The 25115-nt window shown below is 57.2% G+C and carries 23 protein-coding genes, 1 tRNA gene and 1 pseudogene; 10 read left to right on the forward strand and 15 right to left on the reverse strand.

Annotated features, from left to right (window positions below):
• Positions 1–159 precede the first annotated feature (159 nt).
• On the forward strand, positions 160–1341 hold the full coding sequence (locus J9788_RS12845) for a hypothetical protein (RefSeq protein ID WP_182264987.1): 1182 nt from the start codon (positions 160–162) through the stop codon (positions 1339–1341).
• A gap of 643 nt (positions 1342–1984) precedes the next feature.
• On the opposite strand, the gene puuE is transcribed toward J9788_RS12845, so the two are convergent.
• From puuE to J9788_RS12860, 3 genes and pseudogenes are all read right to left on the reverse strand, one after another.
• On the reverse strand, positions 1985–2887 hold the full coding sequence (gene puuE, locus J9788_RS12850) for an allantoinase PuuE (protein WP_227414577.1): 903 nt from the start codon (positions 2885–2887) through the stop codon (positions 1985–1987).
• Positions 2808–3675 (reverse strand): annotated as a pseudogene (locus J9788_RS12855) (aspartate/glutamate racemase family protein); the annotation flags it as partial. The gene puuE and the pseudogene J9788_RS12855, both read right to left, overlap by 80 nt.
• Positions 3675–4391 (reverse strand): GntR family transcriptional regulator, encoded by a 717-nt coding sequence (locus tag J9788_RS12860; protein WP_033651130.1) that lies wholly within the window; start codon positions 4389–4391, stop codon positions 3675–3677. The pseudogene J9788_RS12855 and the gene J9788_RS12860, both read right to left, overlap by 1 nt.
• A 133-nt stretch (positions 4392–4524) precedes the next feature.
• On the opposite strand from J9788_RS12860, the gene J9788_RS12865 reads away from it, so the two are divergent.
• A complete protein-coding gene (locus J9788_RS12865) occupies positions 4525–6021 on the forward strand; it encodes an NCS1 family nucleobase:cation symporter-1 (RefSeq protein WP_042783826.1) in 1497 nt (498 codons plus the stop codon).
• 178 nt (positions 6022–6199) lie between these two features.
• Here J9788_RS12865 and J9788_RS12870 read toward each other — a convergent pair whose 3' ends face one another.
• Together J9788_RS12870 and rfaQ are read right to left on the reverse strand one after the other, a co-directional pair.
• Positions 6200–7447 (reverse strand): O-antigen ligase, encoded by a 1248-nt coding sequence (locus J9788_RS12870; RefSeq protein ID WP_182264990.1) that lies wholly within the window; start codon positions 7445–7447, stop codon positions 6200–6202.
• Between the two features lie 51 nt (positions 7448–7498).
• Positions 7499–8659: a putative lipopolysaccharide heptosyltransferase III gene (rfaQ, locus tag J9788_RS12875; RefSeq protein ID WP_182264991.1), complete on the reverse strand. Its 1161-nt coding sequence runs from the start codon at positions 8657–8659 to the stop codon at positions 7499–7501.
• Here rfaQ and J9788_RS12880 point away from each other — a divergent pair.
• Entirely contained in the window at positions 8648–8998 is a 351-nt protein-coding gene (locus J9788_RS12880; protein ID WP_182264992.1) for a hypothetical protein, read from the forward strand. The genes rfaQ and J9788_RS12880 overlap by 12 nt on opposite strands.
• A gap of 506 nt (positions 8999–9504) precedes the next feature.
• On the opposite strand, the gene J9788_RS12885 is transcribed toward J9788_RS12880, so the two are convergent.
• From J9788_RS12885 to J9788_RS12895, 3 genes are read right to left on the reverse strand one after another with little or no spacing between them, the layout of a single operon-like run.
• Entirely contained in the window at positions 9505–11292 is a 1788-nt protein-coding gene (locus J9788_RS12885) for an aryl-sulfate sulfotransferase (RefSeq protein WP_182264993.1), read from the reverse strand.
• Between the two features lie 23 nt (positions 11293–11315).
• Positions 11316–12059 (reverse strand): ABC transporter ATP-binding protein, encoded by a 744-nt coding sequence (locus tag J9788_RS12890; protein WP_182264994.1) that lies wholly within the window; start codon positions 12057–12059, stop codon positions 11316–11318.
• The gene (locus J9788_RS12895; protein WP_182264995.1) at positions 12056–13624 is read right to left on the reverse strand and encodes an ABC transporter permease; all 1569 of its coding nucleotides are present in this window, start codon (positions 13622–13624) and stop codon (positions 12056–12058) included. The genes J9788_RS12890 and J9788_RS12895 overlap by 4 nt, the downstream gene beginning before the upstream one ends.
• 223 nt (positions 13625–13847) lie before the next feature.
• Between J9788_RS12895 and J9788_RS12900 the strand changes: the two genes are divergently transcribed.
• On the forward strand, positions 13848–14915 hold the full coding sequence (locus tag J9788_RS12900) for an ABC transporter substrate-binding protein (RefSeq protein ID WP_182264996.1): 1068 nt from the start codon (positions 13848–13850) through the stop codon (positions 14913–14915).
• Here the strand turns inward: J9788_RS12900 and J9788_RS12905 are convergent.
• The 4 genes from J9788_RS12905 to J9788_RS12920 form a co-directional block, all read right to left on the reverse strand.
• Complete coding sequence (locus J9788_RS12905; RefSeq protein ID WP_182264997.1) at positions 14912–15850, reverse strand: LysR family transcriptional regulator; 939 nt, start codon at positions 15848–15850, stop codon at positions 14912–14914. The two genes, J9788_RS12900 and J9788_RS12905, sit on opposite strands and share 4 nt — an antisense overlap.
• Positions 15851–16045: 195 nt before the next feature.
• Positions 16046–16122, reverse strand: a tRNA-Arg gene (locus J9788_RS12910).
• A 96-nt stretch (positions 16123–16218) separates the two neighbouring features.
• Positions 16219–16527, reverse strand: coding sequence for a hypothetical protein (locus tag J9788_RS12915; protein WP_182264998.1), 309 nt, complete (start codon positions 16525–16527; stop codon positions 16219–16221).
• Positions 16524–16733, reverse strand: a complete 210-nt coding sequence (locus tag J9788_RS12920) for a hypothetical protein (RefSeq protein ID WP_182264999.1) — start codon at positions 16731–16733, stop codon at positions 16524–16526. The genes J9788_RS12915 and J9788_RS12920 overlap by 4 nt, the downstream gene beginning before the upstream one ends.
• 205 nt (positions 16734–16938) lie before the next feature.
• On the opposite strand from J9788_RS12920, the gene folD reads away from it, so the two are divergent.
• Positions 16939–17805 (forward strand): bifunctional methylenetetrahydrofolate dehydrogenase/methenyltetrahydrofolate cyclohydrolase FolD, encoded by an 867-nt coding sequence (folD, locus tag J9788_RS12925; RefSeq protein ID WP_004940177.1) that lies wholly within the window; start codon positions 16939–16941, stop codon positions 17803–17805.
• A 10-nt stretch (positions 17806–17815) separates the two neighbouring features.
• Positions 17816–18028 (forward strand): ribosome-associated protein YbcJ, encoded by a 213-nt coding sequence (gene ybcJ / locus J9788_RS12930; protein WP_033642141.1) that lies wholly within the window; start codon positions 17816–17818, stop codon positions 18026–18028.
• Between the two features lie 58 nt (positions 18029–18086).
• On the opposite strand, the gene cysS is transcribed toward ybcJ, so the two are convergent.
• Positions 18087–19472, reverse strand: a complete 1386-nt coding sequence (gene cysS / locus J9788_RS12935; RefSeq protein WP_033642140.1) for a cysteine--tRNA ligase — start codon at positions 19470–19472, stop codon at positions 18087–18089.
• A 308-nt stretch (positions 19473–19780) separates the two neighbouring features.
• Here cysS and ppiB point away from each other — a divergent pair, with 308 nt between their 5' ends.
• From ppiB to purK, 4 genes are all read left to right on the forward strand, one after another.
• A complete protein-coding gene (gene ppiB / locus J9788_RS12940; RefSeq protein ID WP_016928800.1) occupies positions 19781–20275 on the forward strand; it encodes a peptidylprolyl isomerase B in 495 nt (164 codons plus the stop codon).
• Between the two features lie 10 nt (positions 20276–20285).
• A complete protein-coding gene (locus tag J9788_RS12945) occupies positions 20286–21008 on the forward strand; it encodes a UDP-2,3-diacylglucosamine diphosphatase (RefSeq protein WP_033642139.1) in 723 nt (240 codons plus the stop codon).
• A gap of 149 nt (positions 21009–21157) precedes the next feature.
• On the forward strand, positions 21158–21682 hold the full coding sequence (purE, locus tag J9788_RS12950; protein WP_004940188.1) for a 5-(carboxyamino)imidazole ribonucleotide mutase: 525 nt from the start codon (positions 21158–21160) through the stop codon (positions 21680–21682).
• Positions 21679–22746, forward strand: a complete 1068-nt coding sequence (purK, locus tag J9788_RS12955) for a 5-(carboxyamino)imidazole ribonucleotide synthase (protein ID WP_046897480.1) — start codon at positions 21679–21681, stop codon at positions 22744–22746. The genes purE and purK overlap by 4 nt, the downstream gene beginning before the upstream one ends.
• A 56-nt stretch (positions 22747–22802) precedes the next feature.
• Here purK and J9788_RS12960 read toward each other — a convergent pair whose 3' ends face one another.
• Both J9788_RS12960 and J9788_RS12965 read right to left on the reverse strand, forming a co-directional pair.
• Entirely contained in the window at positions 22803–23348 is a 546-nt protein-coding gene (locus J9788_RS12960; protein ID WP_046897481.1) for an ankyrin repeat domain-containing protein, read from the reverse strand.
• A gap of 61 nt (positions 23349–23409) precedes the next feature.
• Positions 23410–24966 carry a catalase gene (locus tag J9788_RS12965; RefSeq protein ID WP_046897613.1) on the reverse strand — a complete coding sequence of 519 codons (1557 nt, stop codon included), beginning with the start codon at positions 24964–24966 and terminating at the stop codon, positions 23410–23412.
• Between the last annotated feature and the right edge of the window lie 149 nt (positions 24967–25115).

Here is a 25115-nt window from a genome sequence, read left to right on the forward strand (position 1 = left end):
ACCATAATAAAATAAATTATTAGTGATTAACACCAAATAAATCATCAAACAAAAACAAATCAGACAATGCAATACCATTCTAGGTAAAATAGAGTTTGATAAATTCAAAGAATTAGCCAAAAACTCTTTTGCATGCTTGTTATGAAAGGGAATTTTTTCATGAAGCGTTTTTATGATGAAACACTGCGTTGGATGATTGCAATATTTTTCATTGCAGTGCCATTTAATCCATATATATCAGGAATGACCTTTTATTTATGGATAATATTAATTTTCGCCGACACAACATTCCTGAGTAGAATGCAAAAAGTCAGTCGCAAGACAATTGCGTTTTTGTTCATTTGGATGGCAGTTTGCTTAATCACAATAAACCCTACCATCGCAATTAAATCTGCAGTCTTAGCATTAGGGATTTTCTATTTTGTCACAATGCGAAATGAAATATCTCGAAAAGTCTATTTTTGCTTTTTAATTTCCCTGGTATGGTGCCTAATGCAATTTGTGGCATTTTTCGTCGACAAATCGCTGGCATTGGCAATGGGGCCTAAAAACCTCTCCCAATTAATCTGGGGACAGTTCGCAACCAAAACTTCGAGCAACCAATTTGCTATCATTCTTTTCCCTCGCATGTCTGGCTTATCTAGGGAAGCGGGGTTCTTTGCCTCTCTGCTTGCCGTCGTTTTCTTGATAAGGCTGCGCGAAGGCAATGTGAAGAAAAAAGAATATGCGCTTTTCGCTGCAGGTTTTCTATGCAGCCTGTCAAAAGTTTCATTCTCACTGTTGATCATTGGCATACTTTACCCTCTAAAACGGATAATAAACAAGATCCCGGTAACGATCACCTATGCCGTATTTTTCTTATCGCTGGTATCGTTTGCCACTTATTTAAACATCGGCGATCCCAATTTTTACATCCCTAATGAGTCAATCGCGCACAGACTGTCAGCCTCTTATATGATTCAGTATATGGATATAAAGAGTCTTTTCTTAGGCTGTGCCGATGATTACAACTGCTTTGACAACTCCAAGATGGGTATGGTCAATTATTTGATCTCTCGTGGCGGCGGGGCAGGCTTCACGCCTAATGTTGGCCTGAACGGCATATTTATTAACCTGGGCGTGATCGGCTTCATCACAGCGGCCATCGGACTGCAGGTAATGAACTTCAAAAGTTTCGATCTGATTCTTTTGATCATTTTCACCTCTACCGTCTCACTTTTTACAATAGATGGTTTTGTTATCGCTATTTATTATTACATTCTGACCGAAAAATATTACGCCAAAAGAAAATCCCCGAACGAATCTCTTAACATCTCGGTGAACGTACCTATATCTAAATAACATCCCATCGCTTATATGAGCCGATATTAACCCCGGCTCATATAAGCGCCGTTCTAACGTTGATGACATCTCCCCATGCCGACAACGCCCCTCTGTTAACACTCTCATGCTAACCATGAGCATCATATCTAGTTAACCGTATTGCTCACCTCTTCACATTCTGGAAATCAATGCCAGGTCCGTCACATTGCGACGGACGTCAAAATACAGAAAAAATAAAATCCGTTATGAGTTTCACATCTATATTTCATAGTGGTTCATCGAACCTTTGGCAGACTGACTGAATGGAGGAGGCGTGAGAATAAACAAGCGCCGCTTGCGATACGATGTCCTGCGATACAGTGCATTGGCTTTTGCTGTTATCGTCTATCTTACTTATCTTTTTTTAATTTAATGGCTTAGCGTCACATAGTACACAAAACCCTCGCTTCGGCGAGGTTTTTTAATCCCCTATCCCCTGTTGAAATCCTCCCCCACAGCGTCAAATGGCCTCGAGTACTCCCGACTGGCGAGCGGTATCACGCCGTGCCCGTCACATCAGCGGCGCAGAGAGGGCGGCCTTTCATACGTATCATGTCTTTGAAAACGTGACGTGCAGGCGGCGTTTTCGCAGTGGAGCCGACACAACGCCGCCAGGCATGCGTCATGTTCCCGGATACGGATGGGTCTCGCGCCAGTGGTCCGCTATCTGCTGCCGCGTACAGACCCACACCCGTTCGTGTTGCTGGATATAATCGAGAAAACGCTGCAGCGCGCGAAAACGCCCCGGCCTGCCCAGCAGACGACAGTGCATCCCCACCGACATCATCTTCGGCGCCTCCTCACCCTCAGCGTACAGCACGTCGAAGCTGTCTTTCAGATAGGTGTAAAATTGCTCGGCGGTATTAAACCCCTGAGCGGTGGCGAAACGCATGTCGTTGGCGTCCAGCGTGTAAGGAACGATCAGGTGCGGCCGACGGCTGCCGTCGCCGCACGCCACTTCGCTCCAGAACGGCAAATCATCGCCGTAATAATCGCTGTCATAATCAAAACCGCCCTGCTCCACGACCAGTTGCCGAGTGTTGGGGCTATCGCGCCCGGTATACCAGCCGGTAGGCGCTTTACCGAACAGGTCGGCCAGCACTTGCACCGCTTTTTGCATATGCTCGCGCTCCTCAGCGATATCCATATTTTGATAATGGATCCAGCGCCAGCCATGGCTGACCACATCGTATTTCGCCGCTTTGATCGCCGCGACAATCTCCGGCTGACGCGCCAGCGCCATCGCCACGCCGAAGACCGTCAGCGGCAGGCCACGCCGGCTGAACTCGCGGTGGATCCGCCAAAAGCCCGCCCGGCTGCCGTATTCGTACAGCGAATCCATCGACATATGGCGCGCCGGATAGCTGGCTGCGCCGATAATATCGGAGAGAAACTGTTCCGATCCCGCATCGCCATGCAGCACATGATTCTCCGCGCCCTCCTCGTAATTGAGCACAAACTGCACGGCAATCCGTGCGTTGCCCGGCCAGCGCGCGTGCGGCGGATCTCCGGCGTAGCCTCGCAGGTCGCGGGGGTAATTCTCATCGACAATGACCATTCTTCATCCCTTTAAAATAGATTTAACGACTGAAATTGACCGCTTAACGCTTTGGTTTCGGGATAGGCCAAGTCCCCTTGTTTGCTGGTCGATAACCCCAACGCCACCAGCGACTCCACCATTTTTACCGCCGCGCTGACGCCATCAATCACCGGTGCCCGCAGCTCGCGGGTCAGTTCCTGCGCCAGCGTCGCCATTCCGCCGCAGCCGAGCACAATCGCCCCGCAGCCATCCTCTTTCAGAGCGCGGATGCAGCGCTCGCGCACTTTCTCCTGCGCCAGCCCGCTGCCGTCCTCCAGCGCCAGCACCGGCAAGTCAATGGCGTGCAGCGCCGCGCAATGCTGATGAAAACCGTACTGATGCAGCAGGTGGCGGGCGATAATCAGCGTGCGCGGTAACGTGGTGACGATCGAAAAACGGGTCGCCACCATCGACGCCATATGCATCGCCGCTTCCGCAATGCCGATCACCGGCCCCTGCGCCAGCTCGCGCGCGGCCAGCAATCCCGGATCGCCGAAACAGGCGATCACATGACCGTCAACGCCCTGCCGTCGCCCCGTCCTCACCTGTTCCAGCACGCCGATCGCCGCGATGGCTTCGTCAAAGTGCCCTTCAATGGACGGCGCCCCGTCGCGCGGACACACCGCCAGGATCTCGGTACCCGGCGCGGCGGCGGCGCGCGCGGCGGCGGCGATGGTGTCGGTCATCGCCTGACTGGTGTTGGGGTTGATAACCTGTATGCAAACAGAAGACATCACGGCTCCTTGTAACCGGCGAACAACCGGGAAAAATCGGGCAGGCTGACGCCATCGCGCTCAAAGCGCAGGCTGGCGACAATATGATCAAAATGGCGCATCAGGGCATCGCTCAGAGGTTGCAGCGCTTTATCCCGCAACAAACCGACCAACTGCTGATGATCGTCGCAACGGCACCCCTGCCGCCACGGCGCGCCCCAGGTGGCGATGACCAGGGAAGAACGCTGGCAAAGACGCGTCACCATGTCGGTGATAACCGAATTGCCCGAGATCGCCTGCAGCTGAATATGAAAATCGGCGGAATAGCGAATCGCCGCCGGGCCGTCGTAAGCCTCATGCACCTGCTGTTCCAGCTGAATAATGCGCTCCAGCGCCGCCAGATGGGGCGCCCGACAGCGGGCGATAATATCGGGAAGGTTGGCGACCTCCAGCAGCGCGCGCGTGCGGAAGATAGCCTGCGCCTCTTCCACCGTCGGGCTGGCGACATATGCACCACGTTTGGGCTTCAGGCTAACCATTTGCACAGCGGCGAGTCGTTGCAGCACCTTACGGATGCCGGTGCGGCTCACGGCAAACACGTCGGACAACGCCTCCTCCGGCAATTTGCTGCCCGGCGGCAGCTGATGCTCGACAATCGCCGTCATCAACGCCTGATAAATGGTTTCATCTTTGTCCTGCAGCGCTGGCGCGGCCTGGAGACAATGTTCAGTATTCATTCACCCACTCCGGTTTCACCTATCGATAGCAAAATCGTATACATAATGCTCGGTTTCTGTATGCAAAATCAGCCATTGTGGCCTGAATCCTGCAATAGCCTCAGCAATCCACATAACAAGAGGAGCAGGTTTCATGCCACATTCAACACACATGCATCAGGTTTCGGCCAAAGACGCGACCGCCGGCTACAGCCCGCGACTGTGTAATGAAGATCTCGCGCCGACGCGCGACCAAAACTGGAGCTGGTACAACATTTTTTCATTCTGGATGTCGGACGTGCACAGCATGGGGGGCTATGTGGTCGCGGCGAGCTTTTTCACGCTCGGGTTGGCCAGTTGGCAGGTGCTGCTCTGCCTGCTGATCGGCATTTGCATCGTACAGCTGTGCGCCAACCTGGTGGCGAAGCCAAGCCAAATGGCCGGCGTGCCCTATGCGGTCATCTGCCGTCAGGCGTTTGGCGTCTTTGGCGCCAATATCCCGGCGGTGATCCGCGGGCTTATCGCTTTCGCCTGGTATGGGATCCAGACCTACCTTGCGGCCAACGCCCTGATGCTGGTGCTGCTCAAGTTCTGGCCGTCGCTGTCCACGCTCACCGGAACCGGCTTCCTCGGGCTGTCGCTCCTGGGCTGGCTATGCTTCGCCACCATGTGGCTGCTGCAGGCGATGGTCTTTTGGCACGGCATGAACGCCATTAAGCGCTTCATCGATATCGCCGGGCCGGCAGTCTACGTGGTGATGCTGGCGCTGGCGGGCTGGATTGTATACAAGACCGGTTTTGACGGGATTTCCTTTACCCTGGCCAGCAAATCGCTGACCGCCGGGGAGCAGACCTGGCAAATGATCACCGCCACCGCGCTGGTGGTCTCCTACTTCTCCGGGCCGCTGCTCAACTTCGGCGATTTCTCCCGCTACGGCAAAAACATGGGCGAGATCCGCCGCGGCAACCGCTGGGGCCTGCCGTTCAACTTCCTGCTGTTCTCCATCGTCACCGTAGTGATTGTTTCCGGCACACAATCACTGTTTGGCCACATGATCACCGACCCGATTGAAACCGTCAGCCGCATTGGAAACGATCTGGCGGTCGCCATTGGCCTGCTGACGATGATCACCGCCACCATTGGCATCAATATCGTGGCCAACTTCGTCTCGCCGGCCTTTGACTTTTCGAACTGTTCGCCGCAGAAAATCAGCTTCCGCACCGGCGGGATGATTGCCGCCGTTGGGTCGATTCTGCTGACGCCGTGGAATTTGTTTAACTCGCCGGAGCTTATCCACTACACCCTCGACGTGCTGGGCGCCTTTATTGGCCCGCTGTTCGGCATCCTGATCGCCGATTTTTATCTGATCAAACGCGGCCAGGTATCCGTGGACGATCTGTTTGATGACACCCCGAAAGGCAAATACTGGTACCGCAACGGTTTTAACCCGAAAGCCATTGCCGCGCTGCTGCCGTCGGTGGCCATTGGCCTGATCATCAGCTTTATTCCGGCTCTGCACCAAGTGGCCAACTTCAGCTGGTTTATCGGCGTCTTCCTCGGCGCGACCGCCTACCGCTGGCTGGCCCGCGATGAGCGCGCCGCCGTGGCAGGTCCGGCGTTCCGGGCGAAGGTGATGGCGCAAAAAGAGTAATTCCGCCCACAGCAAACTGCGGCGGAAGGGAAAAAAGCCATCCGCAACCGCGCCGCCCTAGCGCTAACGCCGGGGCGGCCGTTGTGAGCGAACCAGGCGCCCGCTGGGCTTTTCACCAATGCGCGGATGAACGCTGAGCGCCGCGTTCAAGCGCGTATTTTCGAAGCACATCAACCCACTATCGCATTTGGGGTTGAGGCAAGTCTGCATGAAGAGACGGCGGAGTGGTGAGGGAAAGCCCGGCCAGCAAGGCGGCGATAATGACAAACAGGTGCCCTTCGGACGAGTCCAGCAGGAATGAATTGAACAGATGGCAGGCCATGTAGCTGCTGAGCACCGCAACGAACAGATTGCGGCGCGCCGGCGGCAAGCGCCAGGCGACGCGGTAGCAACTCCACATCCAGGTGAGGAACACCATCAATCCCAGCAAGCCGCTCTGCACCGTTTCCAACAGGTATTCATTGTGCGGATTATGCACGCCATAGCCGCTGGACGGATTGCCGTACCAAAAGCTGCCGGCACCGTTGCCCAGCAGCGGGGATTGCTTTATCAGTCGCAGGGCTTCGCGGGCGAAAGCGGTGCGTTGCCCCATGGAGTTGTCGCAGACCGCATAAGCCGTTTGGGCCGGGGCGAAAACGCACCCCTGAATTTGCTGGACGCCCAGCGTCAGGCGCTCCATGGCGCGATTGGGGGTCATGACCAGCATCACGACAGCCAGTATGCCGCAGCCGAGCACGGCCACTTGCTGCTTGCGCCGGAGGGTAAGCAATAACCAGATGCCCATGCCAACGGCCAATGCCACATACCCGGTACGCCCCTGCACCATCAGCAGAACATTAACCGTCGCCAGCAACACCAGTCCCGCATACCCACAGCGCCGTTTTCCGCTACAGGCAAAAGCACGCGACAACCAGACCAGCGCCGCCAGCGCCATAAACACGTTCTGGGTGATTTGCAGCTTAAACACCGTAGGGTTGTCGGGATTCAGCCCGCCCAATGTGACATGGCCAAGCCCGCTCATGAAGCTGATGGCCAATATCGCGGCATTGGCCCACAAAAAGCCGCGGACAAATTGCGTCATCAGCCGCGAGTCGGCCAGAAAGAACAGCGCCAGCGGCAGGACATACAGCAATTTTTGGTATTTGCCGACCATTTTGGGGCCGTAGGCGTGAGCATGCGTCAGCAATGACAACGCCAGCAGCGCAAACATCAGGGCCGGCAACCAGACCAGGGGATGACAAACCAGTGCAGCCCACTGCCGGATATCGCGCAGCCAGAGCAGACAGACGACAACCAGCCCCAGTGAGATATTCATCAGGGGATTGGAGGTCGGGAGGGAGGCTCCCAGCAAAAAGGCGGTAAACGCAAACAACCGTTGCTGAAGGGGCGTCTGTAGCGACGAGGAAACTGCTGAGTTGAATAGCATCGTGGCGTACTCATTGATAAGAGAAAAAACACGGTGGAAGGCCGCGCAGGGTTAACGCTGCGCAGACCCGACGAGGGATGCCAGTTGCCTGTTAACCGCCTGTATCACATCGCCGGCCGGGATGGCCGCGAGGTAACGCTCGCGGGTGTTGGTGTCAACGGCTTCCGGGGCGGGCAGCGGACGATAATCTCCGGCCCACAGCAACGTGTGGGGCGCCTGCCACGGGGACCATTGCGCGAGGTCGCTGGGCCCGAACAACACCACCGAGGGCGTATTCAGCGCGGCGGCCATGTGCATCGGCACCGAATCGACCCCGATAAACAGCCGCGCCCGGTCAATCAACACCGCGAGTTCCGGCAGCTCCAGACGCCCGGCCAGATTAATCACCCGCCGCGGTAACCGGCAGCCGGCCATAATGGCGCTTATCATGGCGGCTTCATCTTGCGTGCGTCCGCCGGTGAGCACCACCGTTCTGCCCTGGGCGGTCAGGTGGTTAATCACGGCGCTGAATCCGTCCACCGTCCAGGTCTTGAAAGCCCAGCGTGCGGTCGGCTGTATCAGCACAAAATCGGTCAGATGATGGCGTCGACTGAGCCGGTCAACGTCATCCACATCAGATTGCCGCCAGGCCTGCGTCACCTGCGTGATGGTCGTGGGCAAGGCCAGTGGCGCCAGAATGCTGAGATTATTCAGCACGGTGTGCTGCGCCGGGCCGGCAACGTCGACCAGTAGCGAATGGCAGGCCCGCCAGAGTCGATTATCGCGTTTGGGGTAGCGAAACCCCAGACTGAAGGTCGGTTTGAGAAAACGGCAATACAACGCCGCCCGCCACTGATCGGAGAGGTTGATCACCAGATCGTAATGGCCGGTCCGCAGGCTGTTCCATAACGCATATTCGCCGCGGTATTGCGCTTTCAGCCCCTCGAGCTTGAGATCCCGGTCCACGGTAAAGGCCAGATAAACATCCTGATTGCCGGCCAGCATCGCCTCGGTGCCGTCATAGACCAGCACATCGATCAGCGCATTGGGGTAGTTGACGCGCAATGTGCTGAGCACCGGCGTCATCAACAGGACGTCGCCAAAGTGGCGCAGTTTGATGACGAGAATGCGTTGCACGCTATCCCGGTGCAAAAGCGCATTGGGCACCCGACGATCGGGGAGTGTAGCCAGCGGGGATACGGGGCGTTTGCCGGTGGTGCGATGGGCATTCATGGTTCGTCGCCTCAGAAAAATACAAAAGGCCGCTGCAGGGCCGAAAGAGTCCGTGAGGATAAAAATAGCGCTGCGCCACGGTTCGATAACCCGAGAAGGCGGCAGGGAGAAAACGCCGTTCTCTCTGCCGTGATCCCTGAACCGTCAATCTCGTTATCGCTGGAAAGCGGGCGATTAGCAGACGTTCTCGTCATGGCTGAGTACGGGGGTTTTATCCTGATAAATTGTCGAGCGCTACGTGGTATTCACCGGATGAATAAAGAGTTACCGCCGAATAATATCCTGCCCGATCTTAACGGCGACCGTGCAGCAAAGATAATTGGTTGTGCAGATCAATAAGATCCTACCGATCGTTGAAAACGATCAATCCTTTACAAATTGCAGGGTTACCGAGAAAACTCCTAACCCATTGAGGTTGTTCATATCTTTTATTGCCGCAGCATGCGGCCGTGCTGAACTCCCTCCCCCGACCGGAGAGCCCGGTGCGGGAAGTGAGCCATCGTTAGCGAATAAACGTGGAGGGGAAAATAGGCGTTTTCACCGGTGGAACAGCGGCGCCGCGGCCGGGTCGCCCGATACCAACTCGCCAGGGAGGATGCCAAGCGGGGAGTTAAAAATTACGTCGCTCCGGCATCGTTTGAAGGCGTTCCGCAGGTTTAAACAAACACCTTCACCCTTTCACTTCAGGAGATAAAACGATGACAAACAAATACCCGCTGCAGCGACCAATTTGTTGATATGGCCTTTATCACTCTGGGTGGAGAGATGCTTTTCCCATTTTGGTACAGTTCTCTTGCTATCCTGAGCTGTGAAAGAGCCACAATCTGAGGCCGCTACACGCCGGTTCATTCAATCGAGCGATTAAGCCAGTCGAGCAAGTTTTCAACCGAGGGCATAGCCGGCGCCTGCGTCGTCGGCAGACCCTGGGTTAACAACAACAGCGTTGGCAAGCCACGTACGCCCAAAACTCGCGCCAACTCCTGATGCCGATCGGCATCCAGATAGCGCGTATCCAGCTGAGCAATTCGCGAACTGAGTTTCTCATGCGCCAGCAGTTGCCAGAGTTTGCGACAGTGCACGCAGCGCTCCGCGCCAACGAACAACAGCACTGGCCGTTCACTCTCCAGTTCACTCACTGCGCTTATCGGCATGAACGCGCTTTCCGCAACGCGAAACAGCTTCGGGCTGCGGCGCAGAGTATCATTATCGGTTGCCACGCACAGCGCATCGGCACTCTTACGGTACGGCTGTACGCCCGCCACCCGCACCACGCTTTGCGCCGGTCCCGCTGCCGCCGCGCCGGGCTGGCGCAGGGTTCGTACATCTACCGCCGCAATCGGCGTTTCCTGCGGCAGCGCCAGCTGCGGGATCCAGGCGTAGGGAATGCGGTAGGCGCGGTAGACCATATTGTTATTCAGCGTTTTGCCCCAGAACGGCGAAATATATTCCCAGACCAGCTCATGGTCGCGGGTGACTTCAAAAATGCGCCCGTTCGAGCCTTCGTTAATCAGGGTATTGCCGTTTTCCAGGCGCTGCATATTGCTGATATACGGACTGTAGAAGCGGTATGAATCCGTCGGCTGAGGCAGACCCGCTTCATAAGGCGAGTAACGCCATTCAATATCGAGGGTAAGCGGATTTATCTCCAGGATCCGTGAATAGTCGCGCCAAGCGTTTTTCACTCCGTCTGCCGACGCCGGATTTGGCGCGCCGTATCCGGCCCAGCCTCCGTTATCGAATATCAGGATATTGCCCGCACCTGGCAGCCCTTGAGGGATCATATGCGCATGATGCTGACCGATGATCCAGCCGATGTGCTTCAGCTCCGGCTTGCTGTAGTCCGGGCCAAGCTGCCAGACTATCTTGCCGCTCTGCTTATGGATAATGGCGATAATGTTGGATTCGCGGGCATCCCAGATAATGTTGTCGGGATGAAATCGCTGATCGCCGGCGTCATACCACTTATTCGGCCCCAGCGCCGACATCGCGTTGATATGCATCCAGTCGCCCATTCCGCCACCGCTGGCGCGCATATTCGGGTTATTGTATAGCGCGGTGCGCGCCGCATCGTCGAATCCCAGCTCGTGAAAATGATCGCTGCAGCGCCACTCCCACACCACGTTGCCCTGCCAGTCAACTTCAATAATGGTGTCGTCCAACAGCAGCTTGTCGGAGATCGCTTCGTTCAGCAGATTGGTATGGGCAAGGATCAGGGTATTGCCGCCATCCACCTGCGGCTCCAGCCCCGGCGCATAATAGCCCACCGGGTTGCCTGCCCGCTGATAATCGTGATGAGCTCGCGCCATCCAGCGCGGTTCATTGCCGGGATCGCTCACCTGCTCGTAGCGATCGAATTTCCAGGTCACGTTGCCCTCCCAGTCCACCTGGATCAGATCGAGCATATCCTGCATGCCGTAGCGCGGATCGCGCTCGCCGCTGTGGCCAAGGATTGCGCCGCCGGGCAGGATTTTATTGGGAAATCCGTGCAGTTCAGGCCATTCGCGTACCACATGACCGTTCATATCCACCAGCACCGCACCGTGTTCGGTGGCCTGGAAAAGGGTGTAGCCGCTCCAGGCGCGCTGCGGATCGTAGCGGGTGGCGCCAGTCGGGTAGACGGAGGGATGTCCCATAGGTTGCTCCTTTAATTAAAGAATCAGACAGAAGTAATCAGATTGCGAATCTGGCGGCAGGCGGCGGTAAACGAGGCGTCGTCTCGCAGGCGCGGATGAGGCAGCACCAGGCTTATCACTTCGCGTATCCGCCCCGGACGCGGCGAGAGCACGACGACCCGATCGGCCAGAGCGACGGCTTCTTCCACATCGTGCGTCACCAGCAGCGTGGTGGTTCCCGCGCGCTGATGAATCTGTAAAAGTGCCTGCTGCAAGGTATGGCGCGTCAAAGCATCCAGCGCGCCAAAAGGCTCATCGAGCATCAGAATCTGCGGGCGTGCCACCAGACCGCGGGCAATCGCGACCCGCTGAGCCATACCGCCGGAGAGCTGCGCGGGCAACGCATTGGCGAATTCGCTGAGCTGCACGCGTTCCAGCATTTCCAGCGCCCGCTGGCGCTTCGCCGCCCGGCTGAGCTTTTCATCCGCGAGGCCAAGCATCACGTTCTCGATCACATTCAGCCACGGAAACAGGCGCGGCTCCTGAAATACGATGCCGCGCTCTTTGCCCACGCCGGTGACCGACTCACCGTGAATGCGAATATCACCCTGGGTTGGTGCTTCAAGGCCTACCAGCATCCGCAGCAGCGTCGATTTGCCGCAGCCGCTGCTGCCCACCAGCGCCACCAGTTCACCGGCGGCGATATCCAGGCTGAAATTCTGTAGCGCCGTTACCTGTTGCCAAGATTTACGCACGTGGCGAAAAGAGACCAGAGTTGAAGAGGTCATAGCTGCTCCTGTTGACGCCAGCGGGTGGCGCGCATTTCCAGTAGACGTCCGGCTTTATCCAGCGCCGCACCGGTGATACCGACCAACACCATGCCGCAGAGAATGGTGGGCATATCCAGCAACTGTTGGGCATTGATCATCAGGCTGCCGATCCCGATGCCGGAGGACATAAAATATTCCGCGCCGATATTGCCAAGCCAGGCGTAAATCAGCGCCAGCCGCAGACCAGCAAACATCCCCGGCGACGCACCGGGAAGAATGACCCTGCTTAGGCGGGTTATTGCGCCTAAGCGGAGCACTCTGGCGACTTCATCAAGCTGCGTGTTACGTTGAAGCACGGCTTGCAACGTGCTAAAAAACATCGGAAAGAACGACGCCAGAGCGATAAAGACGATTTTGCCGCCGTTATCGTTGCCCACCCATGCAGTCAGCAGCGGCAGCCAGGCAAACAGGGCGATATGACGCAACACGTTAAGCGTGGGCGTGAAGACTTGCCCGGCGCGCGAGCACAGCGCCAGTAGCAGCCCGCAGAGCAGACCGCCGACGATCCCCAGCGCGCCGCCGATAAAGGTCCGGCCCAGACTTGCCAGCATCGCTGCGGCCAGCTCGCCGCTCAGGCCTCCCTGAACAAAACGTTCCGCCACCGTCAGCGGCGAAGAAAATAATGCGCTATCCACCCAGCTCCATTGGCTGGCTAACTGCCACAGCACCAGCAAAACCAACGGCAGCTGTAGCGCCCGCCAACTGGCCTGCGGTTGCCATGCCAGGCGTCCGGCGGCTGGCTGCGGCCAGAACACCAGGCGGAAATAGGCCCGATTAGCCGCCCAATCCATCAGCATGCCGCTAAGGCCAACGACCGCGATAGTGACGAAGACGATATCCAGTTGAAACAGCTGCCGACCCCAAACCATCAGGTAGCCAATGCCTTCTGAAGACGCCAGCAGTTCAACGACGATAAGCGATACCCAGGCCTGCGAGAGCGCCAGGCGCAGACCGGTGAACCAACCAGGCAGACTTGCCGGGATCACCAGCCAGCGCAGCCGCTGCCAGCGTGAAAAGTTCATCACTCTTCCGGCTTCGCTCAGGGTAAGCGGCACGCTGGCAACCGCCTGCTGCGTGTTAATGGCCATCGGCACAACGGTGGTTTTGACGATCACCGCCAGCTTGAGGCCGTTATCAATCCCGAACAGCACCATCAATAGCGGGATCCAGCCCAGCGTCGGAATTTGGGCCAACGCATAAAACAGCGGTTCCACCCGCTGCGCGGCCGCCGGAACCAGGCCGAACAGCGCCCCAAGCAGTGTTCCCGCGACGGCCCCCAACAGCAGGCCAAGCGCCAGATGCTGGAGACTAAATCCCCACTGCGCCAGCAGATCGCCGCTCAACAACGATAGCGCGGTATCGGCAACCACTGCCGGTGCAGGCAAAATTTGCTCCGGCATCCATTCTTCACGAGCGGCGATGTGCCACAGCAGCAGCAGTAACGCCGGCAGCAGCCATGGCCAGCCGTTAAGCCTGAAGCCCAACCGGCCGGGGGAATCGGTTTTTAAAATCATCTGCGACATATCGGCCCATTTTTTCAGGAAGTTATGCCGCTATAAAATCTTGACTCACGCTTCGCCGCCATTGCGTAAAACGAATAATCCCGATGCATCGAATGCATTTCAGCCTGCCGGGCGCGCAGCGTCTGATTTAGCTTTTTTTCACCCATGCTTGGCGAATAAAAGCATTTAACACGCTGCCCATCGGCTCTTTAGGGTGAGAAAAAACTCAGGGGAGCAATAAGTTATGATGAAAGCTTTTTTTAGCCGCACCTTGCTGGCGCTGATCGCGGTCATCGTTCTGGCGGCGAACGCGCAGACCGAAACGCTACGCACCATTCGTATCGGCGTGCCGGACCAGAGCGCGGGCAGCAAACCCTTTATAGAGGGGCCGGTCGGCATGGCGTTTATCCGCCATCAGTTGGAAGAGGTGTTTAAACCACAGGGGGTGGAAGTACAGTGGCAGTTTTTCAAGGGGGCAGGCCCGGCGGTGAATGAAGCGTTAGCCAACCGACAGCTTGATTTTGTTTATCTCGGCGATCTGGCGGCGATTATCGGTAAGGCCAACGGGCTGCCGACGCGCCTGCTGCTGGGCAGCCGGGGTTCGGAATCTTATCTCGCGGTGACCAAAGCCTCAGGGATTAAAACCCTCGCCGATCTGAAAGGCAAACGGGTGGCGGTTTATCGCGGCACAGCGGACCAGTTGGCCTTTGACCGGGCGCTGCAAACCGTCGGCCTCAATGAGCGCAGTCTGCAGGTCATCAACCTCGACTGGAACGCCGGAAAAGCGGCGCTGGCGGCCAGTCGCGTTGATGCGGTGTGGGGCGGCGTTTCGCTGCTGGCGCTACGCGGCGATAAGATTGATGTGGTCGTCAAAAGCGGTGACTCCGGCCGCCAGAATACCACTCAGGCGGGGTTCCTCGGCACGCAGACGTTTATTGATACCTGGCCGCAGGCGACCCAGCAGATCATTAACGTGCTGGTGAAGAACGCCGCTGAAATCAGCGATCCGGCCAATCGTGACGCCTGGTCCACTGAGATGGCGCAGCAGAGCCAGCTCCCCAAAGCGCTGTTTCTGGAAAAGTTGCAGCCGCAGGATCTGAACTTTACCACCTCGCCGCGTATCGACCCGTTCCTGACCGCCAACTTTAGCAGCAGCGTCGAGCAGGCTAAATCAAGCCGTCTGATCCGCAGCGATTTTGACGTCAATAAGTGGGTGGACGAACAGTTTGTCGAGCAGGCGCTGAAAACCCAGCAATTGGAAAAACACTGGCCGCAATATGATGCCAAAGGTGAGGAGAAAAACGCCGGTTAGCCCCTCTCCTCCTGCGCCAGCAGCTGAAGCTGACGGTCGGTGTGAAGGATAATATCAATCAGCTTCTCAGCCAGCGGCGGCTGAACCGCGTGAACCGGAGAGATAATGGCAAACCGGGTCTGCATTAGCCGCCACTCATCAGGCAGATCGCTGAGTTCCAGTTTCACCAGCCGATGGCTGTGCTGGCATAGCGCGAAGCCATCCTCGCTGGCGAAACTTATCGCGTGGGTCTGCGCCAAAGTGGAAAACAGCGCGTAGATATGATCGCACTGAATCGCCGGCGTAAAGTCCTGTTGCTGGCTAAGGGTCGCCAGCACTTTACGCACGCCCGGCGGCAAATAGGGAGCTGCAAAGGGGTAGCGCAGCATCGCCTGAATAGAGACCGGCCCCTGCTTTGCCAGCGGATGTTCGGCATGGCAAACGAAGAAGCAGCGCCGTGGGCTTAGCGGCTGAACGCGCAACTGCGGGTCCAGCTCGGCCTGCCAACTATCGGCGACCACAAAAGGGTACTGCTGAGTGGCCAGCGCATGATGCAGAGCAAACCAGTTATCGATTTGAAAACGTACCTTCGCCTGCGGCAAAAGGCGGTGAAACTCACCGACGGCGGTTGGGATCAGTTTCGCACCTGGAGCTGGGCCGCAGCCAAAGGCTACCTCACCGTTTTGCGCATCGTCCGCTTCGAGTAGCTGGCTGCTAAGCTCAACGTTCAGTTCCTGAAAACGGCGGGCATAAGGCAGCAGTTTTTGCCCGTGCAGCGTTAGCGTCGGGAGCTTGCTCTGACGATCGAATAAGGCATGACCGACGACCTGCTCCAGCGCCTGAATACTGCGGCTAAACGCCGACTGCGACAGGCAAACAGCCTCCGCAGCACGATTAAAGCTGCCGTACTCCACTAACGCCACGAAGTTGCGCAGTTGACGAAAATCCAGATGCATAGCTTCCCTCCTCCCTCATGCCTGCTGTTATCGGATAAAATTACTGTATAGCCTCCTGGCAGCACAATGCCGGATGAGAAAAAGCTTGTTACCGTTCAAAATACCTTAGAACTTGCCAAGATAATCGAGTTCGAAACAGAAAAATTCAGTAATTTCAGGGGGAAGAAAGGAGATGAAGCGAGTTCAGTAGAAGTATGGCACGCCCTATAGGATTCGAACCTATGACCTACGGCTTAGAAGGCCGTTGCTCTATCCAACTGAGCTAAGGGCGCATTGAGATGCGGCAACCTGTGGTTGCGGGTTGCGATTATACGGTCAGAGGTTAGCGAGTCAATGCCTTTTCATGACGTTACGGCGGCGACGGTGCTTTATGGCGTTTTTTCCGCCAGCGCCCGTGCGGTGGCCCGCGCTATGCTGCGTTGCGCCAGGCCGACCGCGGTATCGCCCGGCGTGCGTTCGGCCCCTTGCCGCCCATCGCCCCGCCGCAGGCAAAGGCGCACAGACTGAACGACCGCCGTAATGTCGCCCCAATCGGCGCGCTCAACCGCCTGCGTACTGCAAGTCGCCGTGAGTCTTTCCCCCAATACGACGTCAGGGTGGGCGCTGTTTAAAGAAGCCTGGCTCCACGGCGCCCAAGCCAGCAATAGCGCGCACCCTACCCATGCGCTGCCGTTCATGCGCACAGCTTCCGCCACAGGGCGCTCAGGCGCGCCCGCCACGACGGCGTCGTCTGGTGCTGAGCGAGCTGATGCAGCGCGGTGAGTTGCTCACTGTCCGCCGGATGCAGCGAAGAATCGAACACCGTCTCGCCAACGTGCTTAGGCTGCGCCAGTTGCTGATCAGGCTGATGATGCAACGGATAAAGCCGGGTTATCGCTCTCATGATCCTGCCCTCTTTCGCCCTGTGTATGGCCCCAGCGTATGCAAATGCCGGTAAAAATGGCGTAGAGGTTCCTGAAGCCGGCATAAAAAAAGCGTAAATCGGCCTCGCCAACGGCGGCGAGGGTGATTCTGCGCCTGACAGCGCGCTCAGCTTCTGCCAGAATAGCGGCATCCCCGCTTTTCTTAATTGATGGATTTCCACACTGATGTCAGCAAAGATTATTGATGGTAAAACGATTGCGCAGCAGGTTAGAAACGAAGTGGCTGAGCAAGTGAAACAACGTCTGGCGGCCGGCAAGCGCGCGCCAGGGCTGGCGGTTGTGCTGGTCGGCGAGAATCCGGCTTCGCAAATTTACGTCGCCAGCAAGCGCCGCGCCTGCGATGAAGTCGGCTTCCTCTCCCGCTCCTACGACCTGCCCGCTGCCACCAGTGAAGCCGAGCTGCTGGCGTTGATCGACCAGTTGAACGCCGATGAGGAAATCGACGGCATTCTGGTGCAGCTGCCGTTGCCGGCCGGCATCGATAACGTCAAAGTGCTGGAACGCATCCATCCGGACAAAGACGTCGACGGCTTCCACCCGTACAACGTCGGCCGCCTGTGCCAGCGCGCGCCCAAGCTGCGCCCATGCACGCCGCGCGGCATCGTCACCCTGCTGGAGCGTTATAACATCGATACCTACGGCCTGAACGCCGTGGTGGTCGGCGCGTCCAACATCGTCGGCCGCCCGATGAGCATGGAGCTGCTGCTGGCCGGCTGCACCACCACCGTTACCCACCGCTTCACCAAGAATCTGCGTCATCACGTCGAGAACGCCGATCTGCTGGTGGTGGCGGTCGGCAAACCGGGCTTCATACCGGGCGACTGGATCAAACCAGGCGCCATCGTAGTGGACGTCGGCATCAACCGCTTGGAAAGCGGTAAAGTGGTGGGCGATGTCGATTTCGACGCCGCCAGCGAGCGCGCCGCCTACATCACCCCGGTGCCGGGTGGCGTTGGCCCGATGACCGTGGCTACACTGATCCAAAATACCTTGCAGGCCTGCGAGGAATATCACGACGTTCAACCTAAATAAGTAAGGCAGTATGGAAATTTTCAATCTGGACAATCATCCCCATGTCGAACTGTGCGATCTGCTGAAGTTCCAGGGCTGGTGTGAAAGCGGCGGCGCCGCCAAAGAAGTCATCGCCGAAGGGCAGGTGAAAGTCGACGGCAAGGTCGAAACCCGCAAGCGCTGCAAGATCGTCGCCGATCAGGTGGTGGAGTTCGGCGGCGGCAAGGTCATGGTTAAACCCTAACCCGCAGCCATAGAAAAAGGCGCTGAATACAGCGCCTTTTTTGTTTCCTTCTGTCGGATTACTTACGGCGCCAGGTGGTGCCCTGCGGGCCGTCTTCCAGCACGATGTTCATCTCGTTCAAGCGATCACGCGCGGCATCCGCCAGCGCCCAGTCCTTGGCGGCGCGCGCTTCGTTACGCTGTTTGATCAACGCTTCGATCTCCGCCACTTCGCCGTCGTCAACCTGTGCGCCCCCTTGCAGGAACTGCTCCGGCTCCTGCTGCAGCAGGCCAAGCACGTTCGCCAGTTTGCGCAGTTCCGCCGCCATGCCGCTGGCCGCCGCCATGTCTTCCCCCTTCAGGCGGTTAACCTCGCGCGCCAGATCGAACAGCGCCGAGTAGGCTTCCGGGGTGTTAAAGTCGTCGTCCATCGCTTCGCGGAAGCGGGCTTCGAACGCCTCGCCGCCGGCCGGCGCGGCATTGGCGTCGGTACCGCGCAGCGCAGTATAGAGGCGCTCCAGCGCGGTGCGCGCCTGCTTGAGGTTCTCTTCACTGTAGTTCAGCTGGCTGCGATAGTGGCCGGACATCAGGAAGTAACGCACCGTCTCCGCATCGTAATGGCCGAGCACGTCGCGAATGGTGAAGAAGTTATCCAGCGATTTGGACATCTTCTCTTTGTCGATCATCACCATGCCGGAGTGCATCCAGTAATTGACGTACGGGCCGTCGTGGGCGCAGCTCGACTGCGCGATCTCGTTCTCGTGGTGCGGGAACATCAGATCGGAACCGCCGCCGTGGATGTCGAAGTGGGTGCCCAGCTGTTTGCAGTTCATGGCGGAGCATTCGATGTGCCAGCCCGGACGGCCCGGCCCCCACGGCGACTGCCAGCTCGGCTCGCCCGGCTTGGACATTTTCCACAGCACGAAGTCCATCGGGTTGCGCTTCACGTCGTCGATCTCCACGCGCGCGCCGGCCTGCAGCTGCTCCAGATCCTGGCGCGACAGCAGCCCGTACTGCGGATCGCTGTCGATGGAGAACATCACGTCGCCGTTGCTGGCCACATAGGCGTGATCGCGATCGATCAGGCGCTGGGTGATCTCGATGATCTCGGCGATGTGTTGGGTCGCGCGCGGTTCACTGTCCGGGCGATCGATCAGCAACGCGTCGAAGTCGGCATGCATTTCCGCCAGCATGCGTTCGGTCAGTTGGTCGCAGGTCTCATGATTTTCCGCCGCGCGGCGGATAATTTTGTCGTCCACGTCGGTGACGTTGCGCACGTAGTTCAGCGAATAGCCGAGATAGCGCAGGTAACGCGCCACCACGTCGAAAGCGACAAAGGTACGACCGTGGCCGATGTGACACAGGTCATAGATGGTTACCCCGCACACGTACATGCCCACTTTCCCGGCATGAATGGGTTTGAATTCCTCTTTTTGACGACTCAGGGTATTAAAAATCTTTAGCATCGGGAGATTCCGTGGTGTGCGTGATAACAAAAAGATAACCGGGCTTCAGGTTTAACGCCCGGTAGCGTATTGAAACCTGAAGCCTGATCTATTGCAAGGTTAAGGCCATGCTTTGCTGACTTCACGCGAAGAAAAAGCGCAAAATTCGCCGGCCGGCGCATTTGTTATAATATAACATAAATGCAATTACCACAGACAGTGCGCGGTTGAGCCGCTGCTGACTCGCTGGGGCGGATATGTTATAAGGGCGGTCTGAATGTTCACTCGCTTTACGTGACGTCTCACTTCACCTTGTTAGGATTAAAACTATGGTTACTTTCCACACCAATCACGGCGATATCGTTATCAAGACCTTTGCTGACAAAGCGCCGGTTACCGTTGAAAACTTCCTGAACTACTGCCGCGCCGGTTTCTACGACAACACCATCTTCCACCGTGTGATCAACGGCTTCATGATCCAGGGCGGCGGTTTCGAGCCGGGCATGAACCAGAAAGCGACCAACGCGGCCATCAAGAACGAAGCCAACAACGGTTTGAAAAATACCATCGGCACCCTGGCAATGGCGCGCACCAACGATCCGCACTCCGCCACCGCACAGTTCTTCATCAACGTGGCTGACAACGACTTCCTGAACTTCCGCGGCGAAAACGTGCAGGGCTGGGGCTACTGCGTGTTTGCTGAAGTGGTTGAAGGCATGGACGTGGTCAACAAGATCAAAGGCGTGAAAACCGGCCGCAGCGGCATGCACCAGGACGTACCGGTAGAAGACGTGGTGATCAACAGCGTGACCGTCAGCGAGTAATCGCGGCTGCATGAGTACGCTGTTCATCGCAGATCTGCACTTGTGCGCACAGGAACCGGCAATCACTGCCGGTTTTCTGCGTTTTTTACGGCGTGAAGCGGTGCACGCCGACGCGCTGTACATCCTCGGCGACCTGTTTGAAGCCTGGATCGGCGACGACGATCCCGAGCCGCTGCACGCGGAGATCGCCGCGGCGCTGAAAGCGCTGCAACAGGCCGGCGTGCCCTGCTATTTCATCCACGGCAACCGCGATTTTCTGCTCGGCAAGCGCTTCGCCCGCGCCAGCGGCATGCAGCTGCTGCCGGAAGAAAAAGTGCTGGAGCTGTACGGCCGCAGGATCCTGATCCTGCACGGCGACACCCTGTGCACCGACGATCAAGCCTATCAGCAATTCCGCCGTAAAGTGCACAACCCGCTGATTCAAAAACTGTTCCTGGCGCTGCCGCTGCGCTGGCGACTGAAGATCGCCGCCAAGATGCGCGCCCGCAGCCAGCAATCCAACCAGTACAAGTCGGACGCCATCATGGACGTCAACCCGCAGGCGGTCGAGCAAACGATGCTGCGCCACGATGTGCACTGGATGATCCACGGCCATACCCATCGCCCGGCGGTGCATCGGCTGGCGTTGAGCAACGGCGAAGCCCATCGCGCGGTGCTGGGCGCCTGGCACGTCGAAGGATCGATGATCAAAGTCAGCGCCGACGCCGTCGAGCTGATCCAATTCCCGTTCTGAGTTCCGCACTGGCGCGCGGGTGAAAATTCGCGCTTTCGCCGGTGAAAACCGACGACGCAACCGTTTTCCTCGCCGTGCGCTCATGGTATGCTCTACGCCCTCATTCGGCCCTCCGCCGACGCCAGACAAATCACAGGAGCCTTACACCCATGGGAGCCAACGCCGCTTCAGCCGCCAATGCCGGGGCTAAAATCGCAATTGTAATGGGATCGAAAAGTGACTGGGCCACCATGCAGTTCGCCGCCGAAGTCCTGACCCAGCTCGATGTCCCCTTCCATGTCGAAGTCGTTTCCGCTCACCGCACGCCGGACAAGCTGTTCAGCTTCGCCGAGCAGGCTGCCGCCAACGGCTTTGACGTGATCATCGCCGGCGCCGGCGGTGCCGCGCATCTGCCGGGCATGCTGGCGGCGAAAACGCTGGTGCCGGTGCTGGGCGTGCCGGTGCAAAGCGCCGCGCTGAGCGGCGTGGACAGCCTCTATTCCATCGTGCAGATGCCGCGCGGCATTCCGGTGGGCACGCTGGCGATAGGCAAAGCCGGCGCCGCCAACGCCGGGCTGCTGGCGATGCAGATCCTGGCGCTGCACGACGCCGCCCTGGCGCAGCGTTTGGCGGACTGGCGTCAGGCGCAGACTGAAGACGTTTTGAACCACCCCGATCCGCGGGAGGACGCATGAAGCCGGTTTGCGTATTGGGCAACGGTCAGCTGGGGCGCATGCTGCGCCAGGCCGGCGAACCGCTGGGCATCGCCGTCTACCCTGTCGGCATCGATGCCGAACCTGAGGCGGTGCCGTATCAGAACAGCGTCATTACCGCCGAGATTGAACGCTGGCCGGAAACCGCGCTGACGCGCGAACTGGCGACTCACAGCGCCTTCGTCAACCGCGACATCTTCCCGCGTTTGGCGGATCGCCTGACGCAAAAGCAGCTGCTCGATCAGCTCGGCCTGGCGACCGCGCCGTGGCAGCTGCTGGCGAGCGCCGCCGAATGGCCGCAGGTGTTCGCTGCGCTGGGCGAGCTGGCGATCGTCAAACGCCGGGTCGGCGGCTATGACGGCCGCGGCCAGTGGCGCCTGCGTCCGGGGCAGGAAGCCGAACTGCCGGCCGATGCCTATGGCGAGTGCATCGTCGAGCAAGGCATCAATTTCTCCGGCGAAGTGTCGCTGGTGGGCGCGCGCGGCCACGACGGCCGTTCGGTGTTCTACCCGCTGACCCACAACCTGCATGAAGACGGCATCCTGCGCGCCAGCGTGGCGCTGCCGCAGCCCAATCCGGCGCTGCAGCAACAGGCCGAGCAGATGCTGGCGGCGATCCTGAACGAGCTGAACTACGTCGGCGTGATGGCGATGGAGTGCTTTATCGTCGGCGATCGGTTGTTGATCAACGAACTGGCGCCGCGCGTGCACAACAGCGGCCACTGGACACAAAACGGCGCGTCCATCAGCCAGTTCGAACTGCATCTGCGCGCTATCCTCGGCCTGCCGCTGCCGCAGCCGGTGGTCAGTACGCCGTCGGTGATGGTCAACCTGATCGGCACCGCCGTCAACGAACAGTGGCTGTCGCTGCCGCTGGTGCATCTGCACTGGTATGAGAAAGAGGTGCGCCCGGGCCGCAAGGTCGGCCACCTCAATCTGAACGACCCGAGCGCCGCCGATCTGTGCCAGGCGCTGCAGGCGCTGGCGCCGCTGCTGCCGGGCGAGTACCAAAGCGGGCTGGCCTGGGCACAGCAGAAGCTGGCTTAAACACCCAATAACAATCAGGGTTCAACCCCGTGAACCCTGATTTTTAATATCACAGCCTAGCGGCTTGTCCTGATCGTTCCCTTCGACAACGCTTCAACATTGTTACCCGCATCATCGACCAGTTTCATGTCAGCACCTTTATTGCTTAACTCACGCAGCAACTCTTTCCGTTGGAACAAAGCAGCGTACATTGCCGCGGTTTGTCCTGCCTGATTGCGTTGATTGACATTGCAATCAGCGCGGATCAAGCGGCGAGCCACGGTTAACTCGCCTTTGAATACCGCGCCCATCAAGGCGCTATTTCCACGCTTGTCGCGCAGGCAGGGATCTGCCCCGGCCGCAAGCAGGGCTTGCACCACATCATCATGGCCATGGTAGGCCGCCAGAATGATGGCCGTGTACCCCTTCTCATCGGCGGTATCGAGATTAAATCCGCCATCGATTAGGGTGTTAATCACTGCAATGTCGCCCTTTCTGGCTCCCTCCCAGAGATAATGATTGAGTTGTGAAAGCGTCGGATCAGTCTCGCTGGCATGTGCAGGCCATGAAAAAAACAGTACGGCACTCAGCCAGAATAAAATGGCCTTTTTGATGATAAACATTTTCACCTCTTTACATGAACGCCCGGTGAGCCTATTAACCGGGCGCTCGAAGGTCGTCTTATCAGTCCGACAACTTGTCCGCCAGTTTTTTCACCTCGGCCAAATCACCTTTAGCAACCGCGGCCAAGCGCGATCCGTAATCCTTATCGGCTTTATAAAAGTAGGAAAGCATAATATTTTTACTTTCCACATCGGCCGATGCCAGTGACGTCCCGAGACTGTTCACCAGGTCATCCTTCTCTTTTGCGCTATAGGACCGATAAAGTTCCCCAGCCTGCCGGAAGTTCTGCTCACGCTGGATTTTGCTTTGCGTCGTCACACCACTGAGCGGCGCGCTGCTGTATCGTGCGGATGCCAACTCTTCTCGCGGATAACGTCGGCTCGGCTGATAATTCACGCCTAAATCCTGGGTATCGCCATAATTCAAGTTACCGTCCTGGTTGCCGTTATTGACCGCGACCCTCGGCTGGTTGATCGGCAAACTTAAACCGTTCGCGCCAAGACGATACATTTGAGTGTCCGCATAAGCGAATAGCCTCCCCTGCAAGAGCTTATCTTCCGACGGTTCAATCCCCGGCACCAGGTTCGACGGCGCCATGGCGACTTGCTCCGTTTGCTGGAAGACGTTGTTTGGATTCCTGTTCAACACCATCTGGCCGATTTTACGCTCAGGAACGCCCGGCCATATCTTGGTTGCATCAAGCGGGTCGAAATCGAAATTTTTCAGCTCCTCGGGCTTTAATACCTGGATATAAAGATCCCATTTCGGGTAGTCGCCCCGATTGATTGCCGTTACCAAATCCTGTGTCAGATGACTGTAATCTTTACCCTGTACAGCTTCGACCTGAGCGGGATCGAGATTTTTGATCCCTTGCAACGTTTTCCAGTGGAACTTCACATAATGAATATCTCCGTTGCCATTAACGAATTTATAAGCATGAACGCCGTTGCCATCCATATTTCTATACGAGGCGGGAGTTCCTTCATTTGAATACAACAGCGTTAAGGTCCGGGTCGCTTCCGGTACATGGGAGAAAAAGTCGAAGCGTCGCGAGTCATCGTCAAGATTGGTGCGTGGATCCGGTTTAAACGCATGTACCATATCCGGGAATTTTATGGCGTCGCGAATGAAGAACGTTGGGAAGTTATTACCCACCAAATCCCAATTTCCCTGCGCAGTATAAAATTTGGTAGCAAAGCCATGCGGATCGCGCAATGTTTCCGGCGAGTGATTGCCATGCACCACGCTGGAAAAACGCACGAATACCGGCGTCGTCGAGCCCATTTTAAACACTTCAGCGACGGTAAGATCGGAAATATCAGCGGTTGGCGTGAACACGCCAAAAGCACCGGTCCCCCGTGCATGCACGACCCGTTCTGGGATACGTTCACGATCAAAGCGTTGTAATTTTTGCAGCAGCTGAACATCCTGCAATAATACCGGCCCATTAGAGCCTGCTGTTTGCGAATTTTGGTTATCGCCTACCGGTGCACCATTATCTCTGGTCAGCGTTTCCGCCGTCACCGAAGAACTTAAAAGAAACGATGTCAAAGCAATGTACAGCGTTTTTCTGGCAAAACGGAATTTATAATCATTGGTCACATAGCTATTTATCATTACATTATCCTTTTTAATGACAATACAGTGCCAGAAGAGGGTTAACCCCATCCTCATTAAGAGTTAAATTACAGATTCAGAAAATCAATACAATATGGAGGAAATATGACAAAGACATTAAAAGTCAGCCAAAACTGAATCAATTAAAC

The organism is Serratia sp. X10 (genome assembly GCF_017811775.1).
GTDB lineage: Bacteria > Pseudomonadota > Gammaproteobacteria > Enterobacterales > Enterobacteriaceae > Serratia > Serratia ureilytica.